The following is a 17,251-nucleotide window of genomic DNA, read 5'->3' on the forward strand; positions in this document are numbered from 1 at the left end:
AAGGAATATCAGGCAGCCGGGTCCGGAGTTTCTCCACTGTCGCCCGAACCTTCATCGGGGTCTTTATCATCCTTGCCGCTGTCACCGCCCGTTTGGGCTACCGCACGTGTCTGCACTTGCTGATAGGTCAGAATCTTCAATAATTCCGCCAACGTCTTTCCGGGACGGAAGATGATATGCGCTCCCTTAATCATCGAGCTTGAGAACTCTTTGACCGACGTCGCGCCTTCGCTATTCAAGCCGATTTGCAAGCTGCCCAAATCACCCAGTCGAACGATACGTCCGGCTTTCAACGAGCGCTTCGCTTCATAAAGAATGCCGGAAATCGACGCCCGTACATCTGTCTCCGTACAGGTGGAACGGCTGGTGATGGCTTCGCACAACTCTTCGAAGTCCAATTCGCCGGCCGCTTGCGCCTGTGCATAATACTTCGCCGGTTCATCCTTCTTTGCAGGATTCTTACGCGGCACTACTGAATAAGAAACTGTCATTGCCATACTAAAATAATTTTAAAGTTTTCGTACATTCGGAATGCATTCCTTTCTTGTTAACGACTCAAAGATACGACCTATTTCATAGCTCATATTCCCCAACGAAGTTTCTTGATTTCCAATGAATAAAAGTGAAGCTTTTCCTTTAATAAACCATTTATTTTCAGCAACTTTATAGGATAAAATAAGAGCAAAACGTTATGAATTACAAAGAAAATTCCTTTATCATCCGCACCTATACGAAAGCGGAACTGGCTCATCTCTACAACCCTACCGTCTGTCTAAAAGTAGCTTTACAAATTCTCCGCCGATGGATTGTTTATAATCTCCCTCTCCTGCACGAACTCGAAGAGGAAGGCTATCGCGCACGCAACCGCCTGCTCTCTCCGAAACAAGTACAAACCATTGTGCATTATTTGGGCGAGCCTTAATAACTTATCATTATTTTCAAAAAAGTTTCTTTACAGGTTTTGAGAAAGAACTTACTTTGCAGCCGAAAAAACAACGTAATAAAGACATGAAACATTTCACCATTTTCCTTGACTTTCACCGTGTCATAGCAGAAATGACCGAAGAAGAAATAGTATCCACCATCGGCAGTTCCAAGTATCGGGATATGGTTGGGGAAGTACGCCGCAGCTTTCAAGAAGAAGGAGAGAAAGCGGCCAACGAGAAAAAGAAAGAGCTACCATCCATCACATTCTCAGCCAACTACCGGGGCGGGCGTTCGAGCGTCACACTCATCAGATATCTAGGACATATCGTTATAGATATCGACCATCTCAATCAAGAGGAGCTGGCACGCATCCTGTCTCTGGTAAAAGAGTGCAAACATACCCGCATCGCCTTCGTCAGCCCTAAAGGAATGGGATTGAAAATCGTAGTATGCGCATGCCGCCCGGACGGGACATTGCCCGAAACGATTCAGGAAATTGAAGACTTCCACAATGCTGCCTACAACAAGGTTTCTTCTTTCTACGCCCAACTTTGCCAGGTAGAGATTGACACGTCCGGTCAGGATGTGGGGCGCACCTGCCTGTTCTCGTACGACCCTAAAATTTATTTCAACCCCGACGCCAGTATTTTTATTGTAGAGCAACCACCCCTGTTTTATAAATCGCAAAAAAAGAGAAAGGCATCCGGGAAGAAAAAACAGGGAACGGTACAAGGCACTCATCCGTTGACTGAAGAAACGGCACTCAATTACCATTCTTCGCACGCTTCATTAATGGTGACTCTGAATTATTATCATAATAAGTCCGAAGAGTACACCACCGGCAACCGGAACAATTATCTGCATCATCTTGCGTGTACCTACAATCGATATGGCATTCCCGAAGAAGAAGCGTCGGCGTTTATCAAAAGCCAGTTTACCGACCTTCCTGCGGACGAAACGGATTCGTTGATTGCCAGCGCTTATACGCACACAGAGGAATTTAATACGCGCAAGCTGAATACCACCCAAAAACGGATGCTGCAAATAGAACAGCATATCAGTGAGTGCTACGAAACGCGTTATAATGAGTTGCTTCACATCATGGAATATCGTCGAAGGGTTTCCGCTACGGAACAGCCGGAGCCTTTCCGCATCCTGGATGAGATGATGGAGAACAGTATTTGGGCAGAGATGAACGAGCTGGGCTATGCCTGCAACGTGAAAATGATTCAGAATTTAATCTACTCTGATTTCAGTGTGAGTTATCACCCTATCCGTGAGTATTTTGACTCACTGCCCGAATGGGACGGGACGGATTATATCCGTATCCTGGCAGATAGCGTCCGCACCAATCATCAGAGTTTCTGGACGGAATGCCTGGAGCGTTATCTGGTAGGTATGTGCGCTGCCGCCACCCAAGATGAAATCGTAAACCACACGGTGCTTTTACTATGCAGCGAGATACAGAATATCGGGAAAACAACGTTTATCAATAATCTGCTGCCACCCGAACTGCGTGCTTATCTTTCCACCGGTCTTATCAATCCGAATAATAAAGATGATTTGGCAAAAATAGCTCAGGCAATGCTTATCAACCTTGACGAGTTCGAGGGGATGAGCGGACGCGACCTGAATACGTTCAAGGATTTAGTCACCCGCAAAGTGATTAGTATTCGTCTGCCGTATGCACGCCGTTCGCAAAACTTCCCACACACCGCTTCTTTTGCCGGAACGTGCAACTATCAGGAAGTACTGCACGATACGACAGGTAATCGTCGCTTCCTTTGTTTTCATGCCGATTCTATCAAGTTTATAGAAATCAATTATGCACAGTTATATGCGCAAATAAAGTATCTGCTCCATAAGCCGGGTTATCAGTATTGGTTCACACAGTCGGAGAATCAACGGATTGAAGAGAATAACGAAGACTTTGTTTTTCATTCACCGGAAGAAGAACTGGTGCTCACACATATTCGCAAACCGGAACGTTTTGATAAGGTATTTCATATGACGGTAACCGAAATAGCGGAACTTATTCGGGAGCGTACCGGTTATCAATATTCAACAGGTGCAAAAATCCAGTTGGGGAAAGTGATGGCTAAACATAACTTTGACTCAACAAAGGGAAGTAACGGAAGAAGGTATTGTGTATATATCATTGATACAGAACAGGTGAAATCGAACAGATTATATGAATAAAAAACGGATTTTCATAAAAAAAGTGGGAGAAGTGGGAGAGAAATTTCAACTTTTCATTTTTTAGAATTCTTCTTTTTCTCTTTTAATTCTAATAAAAAAAATACGTGAATGTTATAAATCCTCTCCCACTCCTCCCACTTTTTCATCTGTTTTCTAAAAAAGGCGGCGGGAAATCTGAAAAACACAACCGTCTTTTTCAAATTTCCCGCCACGTTTTTAAATCAACTCACTGTTCTATTTAAGTTCGTCGAAATCTCCTTCACAATAATCAGTGAATTCCCCGCTATGTTCCTTCTTCTCATAAGACACCAGTGTTTCCACACTCAGTACTTTGCCCGTTTTCGGACTTATCACGTCTATCACGGTTGCCAAAGCGCGAATGGTTTGTTCACTGTTAGAAACCCCGTCATAAGTGAGACGCCCGTGGTCTATGGCATTTAGAATAACAGCGATATACCGTTTCGGGTCTCCCCGGTATTCTATGATAGCGGGTGTTTGCGACTTGACTTCCCGAATCAGTTGACCGACAATTCTTTTTTTTGGTCAAACAGGTTCATCAGTAGTTCACTATGCACATCAATTTGTGCGTTCACTTCACGAAGTTCGTTTTTCAACGAACAAAGCAATTCATCATTGAATGAATTTTCCATAAAACAATCATTTAAGTTATAAAATAAAAAGCCATTCCGGGAAAAACAGAATAACGGTTCTCCCGAAATGGCAACTAATATCCTCTGAAAACACTACGTTGCATTATCCTCACAGGAACAATGCGATATATAAAATCTAAGGTTAGTTATCTTCTTGTTCCTTCAACCATTTTTCCACTTTCCGAACCATGGGTATCTCATATAGAAATATCCAGTCACTATTATTTGTCAAAGCAGACAAGTGGTCGTGATGATTCTGATCGGCTATGTAACCTTCCGGAGCCTCCATAAACCGGGTCTGCGAATAAACATTTTCAAATTCAGAACGCATTGCTGCAAAAGAGCTACAAACTGTCTTTATCTTATCCAAGATAAGTAGACGCTCATCTTCATCTTTTGTACTATCATAAGTCTCCAAAACTTCCAATAATTTCACCGGATAATGAAATAATTCATTGGTCTGTTTATAAATATCCAGTGTATAGCGATTGCGTAGTGCCCCTTGTTCAGCCACTTTCACCCCTTTGCAAATCTTTTCATAACGTGCCGATTCGATATGTACCGTATCCAGCCTACCTTGATAGTTGCGTATCCAGTCTCCCGGCTTCTTCGGATCAGGCAATTCCATCAGTTGGAATGTTTCCGATACTCCCCAACCGGGATTACGTGCTCCCTCCACTACCAATGCCCCATCGAAGAAAAAGGCTGCTTTCTCCATCTCCGACAAAAATTCCATTTGACGACCGGACAAACCAAATTCACGATGTGCATGAGCGTTAATAAACTCGTCGACAGTTCTGCCTCCGGGATGCCAGCTATATTCGCCCTGAGCTATGAATCCACGCATGACCGTTTCCCAATGAGCGGATACATCATCCCAAGCGGTGGCAAGAATCCCTTTCAGTTGGTTGCGGGCAACAAGTTGACAGAAATCATTAATGTACTGTGCCCTGGAATTGTTTCGGGGCATAAACGGAGTTTCACCCGTGGCTGCGGCAGTAGCTCCCATCACATTCAAGCCGTTTTTGTGATACCACTCCAAAAGCATACGATGAGACAAAACGGTGGGGTCTTCATAGTGCCAACGCATATAAATACAGTTCTTCGGGAACATCTTAATAGCTTCGTCCAAACGAGAAGTATTCCAGTTTTTACGGATTTCGTCATCCGTCAACGGGCGATGAAGCAACCACCAAAGGTCGGCATACTTCAAAGGCATATCATCCCAAAAGATAGGTGTCTTTCCATGTTCCGCAGCAAAATCACATACTTTTTTCAGCCAGATCATTTGCAGTTCAAAAGCAGTTTTCCCTGTTGCCTTGCAACGTTCGTCAATGCCAATAGCAGTTATTTCATCCCCACCGACGTGAAGATATTTACTATACGGCATGGCCTCCATTGCATCACGGTAAAGCTCAAACTGCAATTCATAGGTACGCGGGTCGGAAGGACAAAACTCCCAGTCGCTATGCGGATTCTCACGTAATTCCCAATGATGTTTGAGAATGAAACTTGCATGACCGAGCCCTTGCACCAAAGGATCGATTTCTATGTTTCGTTCTTTCGCATAACGACAGATCGCTTGCATCTCCTGCTTGCTGATTGCATTGGGAGCTCCCACTTCCGGGCGACGGGTGTAACGCAGTTTATCTTCCAATTCCCAAATGACGGCATTCACTTTATAACGTGCCAACTTATCAATCGTGCGATAATAATATTCGATTCTGTCCAGATGATGTTTGGTATCAAAGTGAACGGCACGGTAAGAGATTTCGGGATAGTCCGTTATCCGTAGACATGGAATCGGAATGCGATGGTCACGACTATCCTCCATCAGTTGCTCCAATGTCTGACAGCCATAAAACAATCCGGCTTGTCCGTGCGACTGGATAGTTACTCCTTTCGGAGTAACTTCCAATACATAACCCTCGTCGGATTCGGGTATTCCCTGTTCCGGTAAGTTCTTTTCTTGTTCCGATAAGGAAAGAACAACGCCTTTGCCTTGAGTCTCCTTACGAGGCAAGCTGTTCAGTAAAGTTCCCAAAACCGGGATTTCTCCTTTACCCTGCACAATGATGTAGGACAAATCATTGCCTGCTACTCCTTGCCCTTTCAACAACTCCATTTTTTGCGGCAAAGGAAGAATCTGAAAACGTTTGTCTAACCTTTCGGCACCGATTACAGTGAAAGGCAATTGCAACAGTAGAAACAGGATGAGTATATTTCTTTTTTTCTTCATTATCTATCAATAATCTATGTTATCTATTAATGGTTTTGTCAATCAACGATTTATTTTATCCATCGGAAGTTTATTCCGGGAATTATTCGACAGAGAGCTCTTTTAGCAGTTTTTCAGCAACTCCTACCCATTTTGTCGCTTCGCGTCCCGAAGACACCTCCTTAAAATTCCCGATAGCGGTGTTTAACTGACTATTATTTAAGGATTTTACCTTTTCGTAATCCTGAATTCCTTCCCGGAGCAGTTCCAAACGGATACTGGATATCGGAAGAGCTGAAAGCGTATTCGCGGTGCGATAAATCATATTGAAATCACCGGCTGCATTGCTTCCATCTTGAATATTGGTGGGATCGGATTGTGTCCAATAGTCATACGCCCATCGCAAATATCCATTCAAATCTTTAGCCATAGCGTGCCATGCCATCCATGACATTTCTGCCGGGCTCGTCTCTGCGGTCACATAATTATTGGGGTATTGCTGTGAGCAACTGGTATAGAATGTAGCAACAGGATTGTTGGCAGACTGACGGTCGTAGCCTACAATTGTGGAGTAATCGTACAGAGCGTTCTCCACCTCACTGCTGACATTTCTACCTGACAAACCGATTTTCCAATTACTATCATGCGCCTTAATCAGGGTTACCACTGCCTTCATTTCTTTTTCCTCGATTTCATCCATATAAAGAACGGTTTTATCAAACCAGCCCTTCTCTTCCAAATGCGCTTTGAAAGAAGTGAGGAAAGTGTTCCACACAGTTGCATAGTCATCGCTGCCAATGGTGAGTTCCAGCGTTTGGTCTGTGCCTGACGTATCTTTATATCTAATAGAAGTGTTCCATCCCGCCAGCGAGAAACAGCTTATCTGCTTGTCAATGCCCCATTCCATCATTTTCGCTACGTACGCATCAAAGTCCGAATAGTCAAACGCCCATCCACCGCTTTCGGTTTTCGACCATTTCACCATTGTCTGCCCGTTCTTGAAAGCTCCATCTTTGATATAAGTAGTAATGACTTTCTGTCCCGCATCCGCCAAGAGTTGATAAAAAGGTTTCATCATCTCAAAATACGATTCGGAGAAAGGTGTGGCATTCACTCCATTATCTGTGCACAACGTTGCCAGTTGGAACGGGAATTGCCACAAATCAAGGTGAAACGTCCAGTCCGCCACAGCAGGCAACCGACGGTTGACCACCAGCAGTTCGATACGGAAGGTCTGTTTCAGTTCATTATCCGATTTCACGGAAATCGTTCCGGTATAAACTCCCGGAGTCGCGTCTGAAGGTGTGTTTACTGTTACCCATATTTTTACAGGGTCTGAAGTCGTAAGTGTTGTGACAGGTGTTTCGGACAAGGCGTCAGCTATCAAATTCGTTGTACGGCTTTCATAACTGCCACACTCAAGCGCTTTCCTGTCTCCCATTACGTATGACGGGAAACGCAAACGAATATTTGATGCGGAGATACGGTTAGCTCCACTAGTCAAGTCCGAGATTTCGTATGTGAGGTTTGCATATTTCTTGTCTTTCGACCATAAAACGATTTGTTTATGCGTCCGGTCATTCTGCCAAAGGGTATCTTTCCAAACAGTAGAAATTTTGTTTTCCACCGTTTGTCCTTCATGTTTCTGCCCTTTGACATAGCGCATAAACTTGCTTTCAAACGAACCTTGCAAGGAGGGAGTTTCCGGAGTAACCGGTGCGGTTGGTTCTCCCCAATCATCGGTAGGCAATCCCTCCGTACAAGCTATCAGTCCGCAGGTAAGTGAAAATAGAAACAGGCTGCTTATTATTAGTTTCTTCATAAATATACTTTATTTAGTAATGGAATAATCGTAAAAAGGAGTGCTCAAATCCAGTTCTATCCGGTATGTGCCGGCTTCGTCAACCGTGATATCCGTTCCGTTTTCCGCCAGTTTGCTAATGCCGTCGGAAACTCCATATATTACGGTAGGGTCTGACGCATTCACCGGAATGGTGGTAAATTTTAGCTTTCCGACAGAAAGCTCGGCTGTCAATGACCATTTGCGGGTATCGGAATGATAGGTCATCGCTTTTATTCCACCTACGGCGTTTCCGGTGATAGCCCATTGTGTCTCCAACAAAGTCATTTCGCGAGTAGTGAAGTTAAAGTTGATTTTCCAGATGCCGGGAGAAACGACAGAGGAATTACCTCCCGTAGTAGTCCAATCTCCCCAAGGGCCGTCACAAGGGAAATATCCTGTCCCTGGAGATGGTTTTTCCACCATTGTCAGCGTACCATACGACTGTCCGCCACCTAATCCGGCACTGACATCATAATAGACGGACTGATCGGAGGCCACGAATCCGATATTATTCCAACTTGTATTGGTCAGGTCGACATATCCTTCAAAGAGATGATTATAAGTGATAGAAGCAATGGTTTGCGCTGTCTCCGTATTTAACCCGTAGTAATTTCCCGGTTTACCGGACATCACCATATACATCACCGGCGGCGGATTGTAACTCATCTCTACCTGATAATTTTCTTTTTGTGTTCCTTTCGTCCATTCCAATGTAAATTGGTTATTCTTGAAAGTGATAACATCGCCCGCCTTTATATTCACCGAAGCAGTGGGGTCGGCAATGTCTATCTGCTTCACGGTAGCAGTGACGGAAGGCTGATTGACAGCCAGCAGTAATACCGGGCTCAACGAACCGTCTTCCTGTAATTGAGGAATAGCTACATAATCTGTCCCGTTCACTTCCAATACCAGTCCGGAGATGGGGGAAACAAGCGTAGGATTCTCCGGATAAGAATCATCACTGCATGAAAGCAGCCCGATTGTCATGCAAAAAACGGCTAAAATTAAAGTTATATTTCTTTTCATACCAATTCATTTTTTGAGTTATTTCTTAGTTATATCCCGGATTCTGGACAATGCCTGTCATTATCGTCATCTGGTCGCTCGGCTTCGGCAATAGATAATTATGGTCATCAATCTTAGACTCTGGATAATAGACCTGCATCGTTTCTTTCAGAATGTGGCGACGGCATAAATCAAACCAGCGGTTACATTCAAAGGCCAATTCCCAATTACGTTCCTCCAACACGGCTTTGTCAAACTGGGCAGATGTCAAGTCGGAAAGCTCTGCTAATCCGGCACGCTTGCGTACTTCATTGAGTGCCTGATAAGCCGCTTTTGAGGGCTTACCTTCCGCTAGATTCGCTGCTTCCGCATAGATTAACAATACATCGGCATAGCGCAACATACAGAAGAATCCATCTGCCTTATTGGCTGTTGCTATTCCCGAATATCCTCCGCTCTTGGGACCGGCATCCCGCAGTTTTCCCACGTATGGTTGTGCGATATTTGTATTTTCCCAAGAACTTCCGTCTATCATCCGGGTATAGAAAGTCCCGTTCACCCGACTGCCATCTCCTGCCGGAAAAGCTGCCAGAAAACGTTTGTCGCTTGTCCAGTCTCCCCAGCCGTTTTCACCGTGGTCAGCAGGACGAACTGCTTGATGAGTATAGCTGCCTATCCCATTGTCCGAACTTGCATAAAGTGCAAAAATAAATTCTGTATTCGTCTTACGGTTGCTCCACAACCATAATTGAGAGTATACTTTTTCCAGTGTATATACTTCTTCGGTAATCACTTCACCGGCCTTATCACGCGCCAAGGCATAACAGGAAGCATCATTCAACGGATAGCCCGCCATCGTCAGATAGACTTTCGCCAACAAGGCTTTCGCAGCCCAACGGCTGGGACGGCTGGGGTCTTCTTGCGAGATGGGCAAAGTGAGTTCCGCACTCTTCAAGTCGGAGACTATCAATCCGTAAATCTGCGCAATGGTGGATTGAGGTTCTACCGCTGCATTATTTTGGTTTTCTTCCGTCAGCAAAGGAACTTCCCCAAACCAACGCACTAATTGAAAGTAATTAAAGGCTCGCAGGAAACGGGCTTCTCCGTCAATCGGAGATAATTCTTCGGAAGACAACTTGGTGTTCTCGCCGATAATCTGTATCAGTGTATTACACGCACTGATACTCGTATAATAAGTATTCCATAATTCATCCGTCACTTCATCCGGGTTGCCTACTGTGTTAATGTTAACCTGTTCGAATCCTTTCCATCTGACAACGGGGGTGTATACATCTTCAGCACCGGAACCTGCCACATAGGGCATATCTGTTCCGTATAAAAGGATTAAGGGGGTATAAGCTCCAACTATATAGCTGTTAAAGTCGGTCAGGGTCTGGAAGAACTTGTCGACAGTCGGTTGTCCGGTCAGGTTTTCCGTCAGGTCGGCACAGCCCGTACTCAATACAATCGCCAATAGTCCGACGAGACTCTTTTTTATAAGTGTAAAGTTCATAGTCTGTTCTTATTAAGTGATAATTAAAATGAAATATCCACTCCCACCAGGAAGCTCTTTGAAGAAGGATAAATGCCACGGTCTACTCCTGCCGCATCCGCGTCCGAACCCATACTCGCTTCCGGGTCAAAACCGGAGTAATCTGTGATGGTCCATAGGTTATTGGCACTCATATAAATACGGGCGGAGGAACAACCTATTTTCGACAGAAGTTTGCGGGGAATGCGATAGCCCAGCGTAATGTTCTTCAGACGCAGATAAGCGCCTTTTTCCACCCAACGGGAGGAATTCACATATTCCGAACCGGAGAAGGATGGGACGTCTGTCTGATGTTGCGGTGTCCAGTGTTCTTTGATTACAGGGCTGGTGGGAAATGCGCCTGACGAATAAGACTCTCTCCGAATACGGTTCTGGTTATAAATGTCATTACCGGAAACTCCTTGCCAGAATATATTCAAATCAAAATCATAGATTGTAAAGGTGTTGTTGAATCCGAAACTGAACTTAGGTTGGGCATTGCCAATAATACCGATATCGTCTTTATCAATTTTGCCGTCACGATTGATGTCTACATATTTTGCATCTCCGGGTTTAGCTCCGTAAAGCGCGGCCGTAGAAACCTCCGATTGTTTCCACACTCCGGCAAACGTGTAACCTAGAAAGGTTCCCATAGGTTGCCCCACCATCTGTACATAGGAACCCACCAGTCCCGGATAATCAGCACCGGTAGTGACAAGTGTGTTTGACAGACCATCTAATTCCAGAATCTTGTTCTTATTGATGTTCAGCGTATAATTGATGTCCCACTTGAAATGTTTGGTAGATACCGGAATGCCACCCAACATGAAATCAAACCCTCTGTTGGACACGGAACCTACATTTGTCAGAATGGAACTGACTCCCAATGCGGAAGGTACTTTTTGCCACATTAACAGGTCTTTCGTTTTCTTGTCGTAATATTCGGCAGAAAAACTCAAACGGCCATCCCACCAACGGGTGTCTATACCAATATTCAATTCACGGGTACGTTCCCATTTCAAATTCGTATTTCCCAAATCGGAGATGGATAAGGTAGGATTGCCATTATCATCCATTCCCGGATAAAACTTCAGATGGGAAGAGTAGGCAGGAACTGCGGCATTTCCTACCGTACCGTAACTTCCACGAATCTTAAACTCCGGAAGTATGCTTTTCAGATTTTCCATATATTTCTCTTCCATCAGGTTCCAACCTAATGAGAAAGCTGTAAAATGATCGTACTTGTTACCTTCTGCCAACTGGCTGGCTCCATCATAACGAATGGAAGCGGAAAGCATATATTTATTTTTATAGCTATAATTCGCACGTCCCATGAAAGATTGCATCACTGTAGTAGAGTAACCAATCCAGGGAGCTTGCAGAACGGAACCGAACTGGACGCCGTTGTATCCCATCCCTACAGGAATTCCTCTGGAAGAAGCGGATGTGCTTTGATAGTTGTCTTTCAGCACTTCATAGACTCCCGTAGCCTGAACGTGATGATTGCCGAACATCTTGTCGAAGGTCAGGATACTGGTGCTTTGCAACGCAATATAGCGTGACTGCGACTTGCTACCGCTGATGTCTTTGATATCACCGTTGTTGACACGCTGATTGTCGAAATATCCATTGGTGTCACTATGTGTCTTATATGAAAATAAAGAGGATAATTTCAGAAAATCCCAAAATTTGTATTCGGCCGTGAAAGATACGTTGAACGCGGCAACCGATTTATCGTTTACTATTTCCAGGGCATAGCCCACAGGATTATATAACGATACCGGTCCTATTCCACCACCAGGCTGTGTATAACCGCCTTCACTTTCGGAATCATAGATGCGTTTGGTGGGCGACCATTGAAGTGCCGCATTGATGGCCTGTTCATAGTCACCGCTATGCGTTTCGTCATAAGAGGTAAAGGCATTCAGCAGCAAGTTCAAACGGGAAGTTGCCTGAATCTTAAAGTTGGCACGCAGGGTGTATTGTTTGAAGTTTGTGTTCTGTACAATGCCATCTTTATTCACATAACCTCCTGCTATAAAATAGGAGACATTTTCTTTGGCTCCGCTGATACTGATATTATGAGACTGCGACACGGCATTCCGAAATATCTTGTCTTGCCAGTTCGTACTATTGCCTTCAAGTGGAATCTCGTCCGGTCCGAAAAGAGGATACAGGTCGTTCTCCTCCTGGGCTTCATTGGAGAGGAGGGCGTAATCTCTCGCATTCAGCGCAGGTAAGGTTTTCCGCACTTGATCGAAAGAAACAAAACTGTTATATGAGAGTTGCGGTTTACCCGTTTTTCCGTTCTTGGTGGTCACAAGTATTACCCCATTCGCACCTTTCGAACCGTAAACAGAAAGGGCGGCGGCATCTTTCAATACCTCTATGGATTCTATTTGATTCGGATTCAGACTTCCGATATTGCCGTCCTGCACACCATCGATGATGATAAGAGGGTCATTACCGTATGTCAGCGAATTGGCTCCACGAATACGAATGGTTGCCGAGCCTGACGGCGCTCCATTGGAATTCTGCACAACAACACCTGCTACACGGCCTTGCAATGCCTGTGCCGTGCTGGCATTAGGTGCAGAAAGCAACTCTGCCGATTTCACGGAAGATACAGAGCCGGTAATGTCGCTCTTCTTTTGTACGCCGTATCCTACTACGACGACTTCGTCTAACTGTTTCGCATCTTCTTGAAGGGTTATCTTAGCAACCCCGGTCGAATTGGCGGATATTTTTATTGTTTGATATCCAATATAGGAAACGGTCAACATTGACTTTTCAGGGACTCCGGGTAAACGGAAATTTCCATTCAAATCTGTTATTGTACCGGTTGAAGTTCCTTGTACCGCTACACTTGCTCCAATAATGGGCTCACCATTCACATCTACTACAACTCCATTCAAATCTTTTACGCCGCGAGAGTCTTTCGTCTTACGAATGAGTACTATCACATTCTCCTGCTCTTTTTTATAAGTGAGTTCCATTCCACCCAACAGTTTCTGCATTGTCTGGTCGATAGTTGCATTCTTTACGTTCACCGAAACTTTTTGGTCCAACCCAGGAAGATTTTCATTGTAGAAAAATTTGTAATTGCTTACTTGCTCGATTTTCTTTAAAGAGGCTCTTAAAGAAATATCTTTCACATTCACCGTTATCTGGGAATAAGCGGCAAAAGAGATACTTAAAAACAATAGCAGACAAATGGTCCGCAGTGTTCTCCAGTTCCGACTTCCTCCTGCATGGGTTCGAGGAAGTTTCACAAAGGTTTTTCTGTTTTTCATATATCAAAACTTTTAAGTTGTTTGATAGGTATACAGACTGCTATATCCTCCCGTCCAAGCACCTATCATTCTTTTAACTCTCGTTAACTTATTTGGTTGTGTGAATAAAAAAGCCATTCCAAAGAAGGGAAGCTCCGGAATGGCTCTGTTTTATATTTTGTTCAAAGAACGATTATACTATTTTGTATTCACCAATATTACGTTCTTCAGCATTAAAGGATACTCCGACCTTGACTAACTCGCGTCCATCTGTCTGGTAGGGTAACAGATATCCTTTTTCATCTATCTGTTTCAAGGCTTCGTCAACCGTTCCTTCCAACTTAAACTCAAAGACGTAAATACGGTCTTTGGTTTTCACCACTGCATCGGCACGACCTTTCGCACTGCGGACTTCTGCATCTACATATTGTCCCATCAACTTAAAGACAAGGTAGAAAATGACTTGATAATGGCGTTCGGTCTTTGTATTCAATTCATAAGGGATGTCGGCAAAAAATGATTTCAACCGTTCCATAAAAGCATGAACATCGCCCGACTGAAGTTCACGGACAAACTTAACAGCATTAAAATCCGTTTCATCAGAAGAGATGGGTGTATAATAGGGTATCAAAAATTTAAGAAATCCATATTTCACCTCATCATTTGGAAAGCCCAATGTATATAGATTCAATGATTTATCGAAGTGCTTAATCGTCAGATAGCCGCTTTGGTAAATCATCGGAAGGGGGTTCCTTGTCTCTGCCCGGTATTCTGCAAAGCCTGAACTTCCGACTTCCAATCCATCTATCAGTAAACGTAAATCATAGTCACTTTGCTTCAACAGGTCTACAAGGTAGGTAGGAGTGCCGGTTTGAAACCAATAGTTATCAAACATTAATCCATCGAATACGTTGAGCACGCTGAACGGATTGAACAGTCCTTCTTCACTATATGTAAAATGGTAACCGTCATACATGGCTGTCATCTTATCAACGGTATCGTCAAAAGACATTTCCTGTATTTCTGCCAATCGTTTCAGTTCGGGAGTAAATGTGGATACTAATTCTTTTTTGGTGATACCGCAGATATTGGCATAGGGAATCTTCATGCTAATATCATTCAATTGATTCAAATCACTGAAAACACTTACTTGCGCAAATTTTGTGACACCGGTCAGGAATATAAATCGAAGATAACGGTCAGAGCTTTTCAACACACCATAGAAGGCTTTCAGAATGCGACGGTATTCTTCCATCAGATTCTCATCCAAAAGGGCTTGTAGCAAAGGCTTATCATATTCATCTATCAATACGACGACGCCTTTTCCTGTTTTCAAACAGGCTTGTTCGATGACGTAGCTGAAACGTTCCTCAGGGCTACGGTCTTTTTTCTCGTCACCATAAAGGGCTTCCCATTTCTCCAAGTATTGGTTTAACATGGCAATCAAATCTGCCGCTGTCTCATATTTCTTTGCATTCAAATCAAGATGTAGAACCGGATATTGCTCCCATTTCGTTTCTAACTTTTCAATTGCCAAGCCTTCAAAGAGGTCTTTACGACCTTGAAAGTAGGCTTCGAAAGTGGAAATCAGGAGGCTTTTACCAAAACGACGGGGACGGCTCAGAAAATAAGGTTTTCCTGTATTTATTATTTGCCATAAAATAGCTGTCTTATCTACATAAAGAAAATTCCCTTTACGTATATCTTCAAAAGTTTGTATACCGATTGGTAATCTCCGCTCTAATGCATCCATTATATATTCAAATTAGTATCCCACAAATATAAACGTTATTCGATGAATAAACAAAGATACTCTCCGAAAGTTCCACTTATTTCTCCTTCAAAACTATCACTGAACCGTCCATTTCATAATAGAAAGGTGAAGTGAGCATCAGAATATTCAAAGCGTTCTGTATACCACCACCCGGAATGGTTCCCGTAAAGTATTCTTTAGGCAGTTTACTGGAATCGAAGCGGATTTCTACGTCATAGATACGTGAAAGGGTTTTCATTATATTTTCCAAAGATTCTTTCTCGAAATAGATGTTTCCTTTCGTCCATTCGATGTAGTCATCCGGGTGTACCTGGGCAGTTGTTATCTTATGGGTGGTTTTGTTATATTCTATTTTATCGCCGGGCTTCATGATATGCGACATTTCCTGTGCATAGATGCCGACTTTTCCTTCCAACAGAACGACTGTCACGTCTTTGGCGTCTTCATAGGCGGATACATTGAAGGAAGTACCGAGTACTTTCACTTCCAAATCGCCGACTTGTACGATAAAGGAGTGTTTTGCGTCATGGGCTACTTTGAAATAGGCTTCACCGTTCAGTTGCACACGACGGACTTTTTCTCCGAAGTTATTCAGATAGCTTAATTGTGAGGCGGAGTTTAGAACGACATTCGTTCCGTCCGGCAGTTCGATGGTTGCTTTATCGCCTTTATTGGCTTTTACTACAAAGGGGGCTCCTGCTGTTTGGGAAGAATCTATAAGATAGTAGGTGAAAAAGGCAATGCAGACAGGCAGAAGAATGGCGGCAGCCCATTTCCAGGGATTCATGCGGATGGTCTTTGCTTTCTCTTCGCCCTGGATTTTCTTTTCGCCCCGAGTTTCTTCTTTGATACGGGCAAAGAGTTTGTCACGCAGCACCGGATTGATGTCGGCATCTGATTTGGAAAATTCTTCTTCCCACCAGTTCTGTAACTGGCGGTCGTTCTTTATCCAATCGGAAAGCGTTTTAATCTCCGCGTCCGTTATATTTCCTTCGAAATATTTTTCAATCAGTTCTTTATAGTATGTCTTATCCATCTTCTTTCCTACTTATTTAAAGGTATACATTTTCGTCCTGTCCACTATCCAAAAGTAAACATTACAATTACATTTCATTAACAAAAAAGGCAAGTAGAAGCGCAATTACCTTATCGTAATGTTTCATCAACTGTTCACGCATGAACTTCACAGCCAAAGATAATTGTGTGGCGACTGTGCTTTCCGAAATGCCCATCATCTCCGCGATTTCCTTATTCGTATAGTTCTGACGCTTGCTCAGAATAAAGATTTTCTTGCGTTGCGCCGGCAGTTCCTCGGCTAAAGAGTCGATATAGTCGTTCAGGAAACGCAGGTCAATATCGTCTTCTGTCTGCGAGTCACGGTCTACCCCACTCTTCATCAGATATTCATTGTAAACATATTCAACGGTCTGACGCTGGTACATATTCATCAGTAAGTTTTTGGCTATCGTGCAGAGAAAAGATATGAATGAAGCGTCGGGATCTACTTTCGCACGCACTTCCCATATACGGATGAAAGTGGACTGCACTACTTCTTCGGCCATATATTGATCGCCGGAAGATAGCCGCATAATGAAATTGTATAGTTTACCGCTATACATCGTATATAACTTTTCAAATGCCTGAAAAGAACCTTCCTTTAACTTGATTAATAAAAGTTTTTCAGCAGTAGTCTCAATCATATTTTAGAATTTTGCAACAAAGGTATGTCACTGTTGGTCTGAAACAGGTGACAATATTATTAATATTTTCTCAATTATCCGATTTTTCGGGAAGGTTTCTGCATAAAAACTCTAAAAGCGATATTCTATCCT

General features: G+C 43.5%; 13 protein-coding genes. 2 read left to right on the top strand and 11 right to left on the bottom strand.

All coding sequences use genetic code 11. The features are described 5' to 3' along the window. Positions 1-8 precede the first annotated feature (8 nt). Positions 9-497, bottom strand: a complete 489-nt coding sequence (locus tag HC965_RS20420) for an HU family DNA-binding protein (protein WP_191033192.1) — start codon at positions 495-497, stop codon at positions 9-11. A gap of 194 nt (positions 498-691) precedes the next feature. Here HC965_RS20420 and HC965_RS20425 point away from each other — a divergent pair, with 194 nt between their 5' ends. Continuing rightward, positions 692-922, top strand: a complete 231-nt coding sequence (locus HC965_RS20425; protein WP_191033193.1) for a DUF4248 domain-containing protein — start codon at positions 692-694, stop codon at positions 920-922. Between the two features lie 86 nt (positions 923-1,008). Further along, positions 1,009-3,126 (top strand): BT4734/BF3469 family protein, encoded by a 2,118-nt coding sequence (locus tag HC965_RS20430; RefSeq protein WP_191033194.1) that lies wholly within the window; start codon positions 1,009-1,011, stop codon positions 3,124-3,126. Between the two features lie 234 nt (positions 3,127-3,360). On the opposite strand, the gene HC965_RS26885 is transcribed toward HC965_RS20430, so the two are convergent. The 10 genes from HC965_RS26885 to HC965_RS20475 all read right to left on the bottom strand — a co-directional run bounded on the left by HC965_RS26885 (position 3,361) and on the right by HC965_RS20475 (position 17,119). Further along, positions 3,361-3,642: a hypothetical protein gene (locus tag HC965_RS26885; protein ID WP_370539991.1), complete on the bottom strand. Its 282-nt coding sequence runs from the start codon at positions 3,640-3,642 to the stop codon at positions 3,361-3,363. Next, positions 3,642-3,776 (bottom strand): hypothetical protein, encoded by a 135-nt coding sequence (locus HC965_RS26790; protein WP_255508790.1) that lies wholly within the window; start codon positions 3,774-3,776, stop codon positions 3,642-3,644. Before HC965_RS26790 ends, HC965_RS26885 begins: the two co-directional genes overlap by 1 nt. A 142-nt stretch (positions 3,777-3,918) precedes the next feature. Continuing rightward, positions 3,919-6,015, bottom strand: coding sequence for a family 20 glycosylhydrolase (locus HC965_RS20440; RefSeq protein WP_191033195.1), 2,097 nt, complete (start codon positions 6,013-6,015; stop codon positions 3,919-3,921). 82 nt (positions 6,016-6,097) lie between these two features. Continuing rightward, positions 6,098-7,435, bottom strand: a complete 1,338-nt coding sequence (locus HC965_RS20445; protein WP_370539990.1) for a glycoside hydrolase domain-containing protein — start codon at positions 7,433-7,435, stop codon at positions 6,098-6,100. A gap of 390 nt (positions 7,436-7,825) precedes the next feature. Next, the gene (locus HC965_RS20450) at positions 7,826-8,863 is read right to left on the bottom strand and encodes a hypothetical protein (protein ID WP_191033197.1); all 1,038 of its coding nucleotides are present in this window, start codon (positions 8,861-8,863) and stop codon (positions 7,826-7,828) included. Positions 8,864-8,888: 25 nt separating this feature from the next. Then, positions 8,889-10,355, bottom strand: a complete 1,467-nt coding sequence (locus tag HC965_RS20455) for a RagB/SusD family nutrient uptake outer membrane protein (RefSeq protein WP_191033198.1) — start codon at positions 10,353-10,355, stop codon at positions 8,889-8,891. Positions 10,356-10,378: 23 nt separating this feature from the next. Then, on the bottom strand, positions 10,379-13,666 hold the full coding sequence (locus HC965_RS20460) for a TonB-dependent receptor (RefSeq protein WP_191033199.1): 3,288 nt from the start codon (positions 13,664-13,666) through the stop codon (positions 10,379-10,381). Between the two features lie 172 nt (positions 13,667-13,838). Then, positions 13,839-15,398 (bottom strand): ATP-binding protein, encoded by a 1,560-nt coding sequence (locus HC965_RS20465; protein ID WP_191033200.1) that lies wholly within the window; start codon positions 15,396-15,398, stop codon positions 13,839-13,841. A 76-nt stretch (positions 15,399-15,474) separates the two neighbouring features. Further along, a complete protein-coding gene (locus HC965_RS20470) occupies positions 15,475-16,455 on the bottom strand; it encodes a FecR family protein (protein WP_191033201.1) in 981 nt (326 codons plus the stop codon). A 67-nt stretch (positions 16,456-16,522) separates the two neighbouring features. After that, positions 16,523-17,119 (bottom strand): RNA polymerase sigma-70 factor, encoded by a 597-nt coding sequence (locus HC965_RS20475; RefSeq protein ID WP_191033202.1) that lies wholly within the window; start codon positions 17,117-17,119, stop codon positions 16,523-16,525. Between the last annotated feature and the right edge of the window lie 132 nt (positions 17,120-17,251).

The sequence above is a fragment of the Bacteroides sp. GM023 genome, assembly GCF_014750685.1.
Taxonomy (GTDB): Bacteria; Bacteroidota; Bacteroidia; order Bacteroidales; family Bacteroidaceae; genus Bacteroides.

Coding starts and splice junctions, on each gene's coding strand:
- HC965_RS20455 (WP_191033198.1), bottom strand. CDS start 10,355: ATGAACTTTACACTTATAAAAAAGAGTCTCGTCGGACTATTGGCGATT.
- HC965_RS20430 (WP_191033194.1), top strand. CDS start 1,009: ATGAAACATTTCACCATTTTCCTTGACTTTCACCGTGTCATAGCAGAA.
- HC965_RS20425 (WP_191033193.1), top strand. CDS start 692: ATGAATTACAAAGAAAATTCCTTTATCATCCGCACCTATACGAAAGCG.
- HC965_RS20460 (WP_191033199.1), bottom strand. CDS start 13,666: ATGAAAAACAGAAAAACCTTTGTGAAACTTCCTCGAACCCATGCAGGA.
- HC965_RS26790 (WP_255508790.1), bottom strand. CDS start 3,776: ATGGAAAATTCATTCAATGATGAATTGCTTTGTTCGTTGAAAAACGAA.
- HC965_RS20475 (WP_191033202.1), bottom strand. CDS start 17,119: ATGATTGAGACTACTGCTGAAAAACTTTTATTAATCAAGTTAAAGGAA.
- HC965_RS20420 (WP_191033192.1), bottom strand. CDS start 497: ATGGCAATGACAGTTTCTTATTCAGTAGTGCCGCGTAAGAATCCTGCA.
- HC965_RS20470 (WP_191033201.1), bottom strand. CDS start 16,455: ATGGATAAGACATACTATAAAGAACTGATTGAAAAATATTTCGAAGGA.
- HC965_RS20450 (WP_191033197.1), bottom strand. CDS start 8,863: ATGAAAAGAAATATAACTTTAATTTTAGCCGTTTTTTGCATGACAATC.
- HC965_RS20465 (WP_191033200.1), bottom strand. CDS start 15,398: ATGGATGCATTAGAGCGGAGATTACCAATCGGTATACAAACTTTTGAA.
- HC965_RS20445 (WP_370539990.1), bottom strand. CDS start 7,435: ATGGGAGACAGGAAAGCGCTTGAGTGTGGCAGTTATGAAAGCCGTACA.
- HC965_RS20440 (WP_191033195.1), bottom strand. CDS start 6,015: ATGAAGAAAAAAAGAAATATACTCATCCTGTTTCTACTGTTGCAATTG.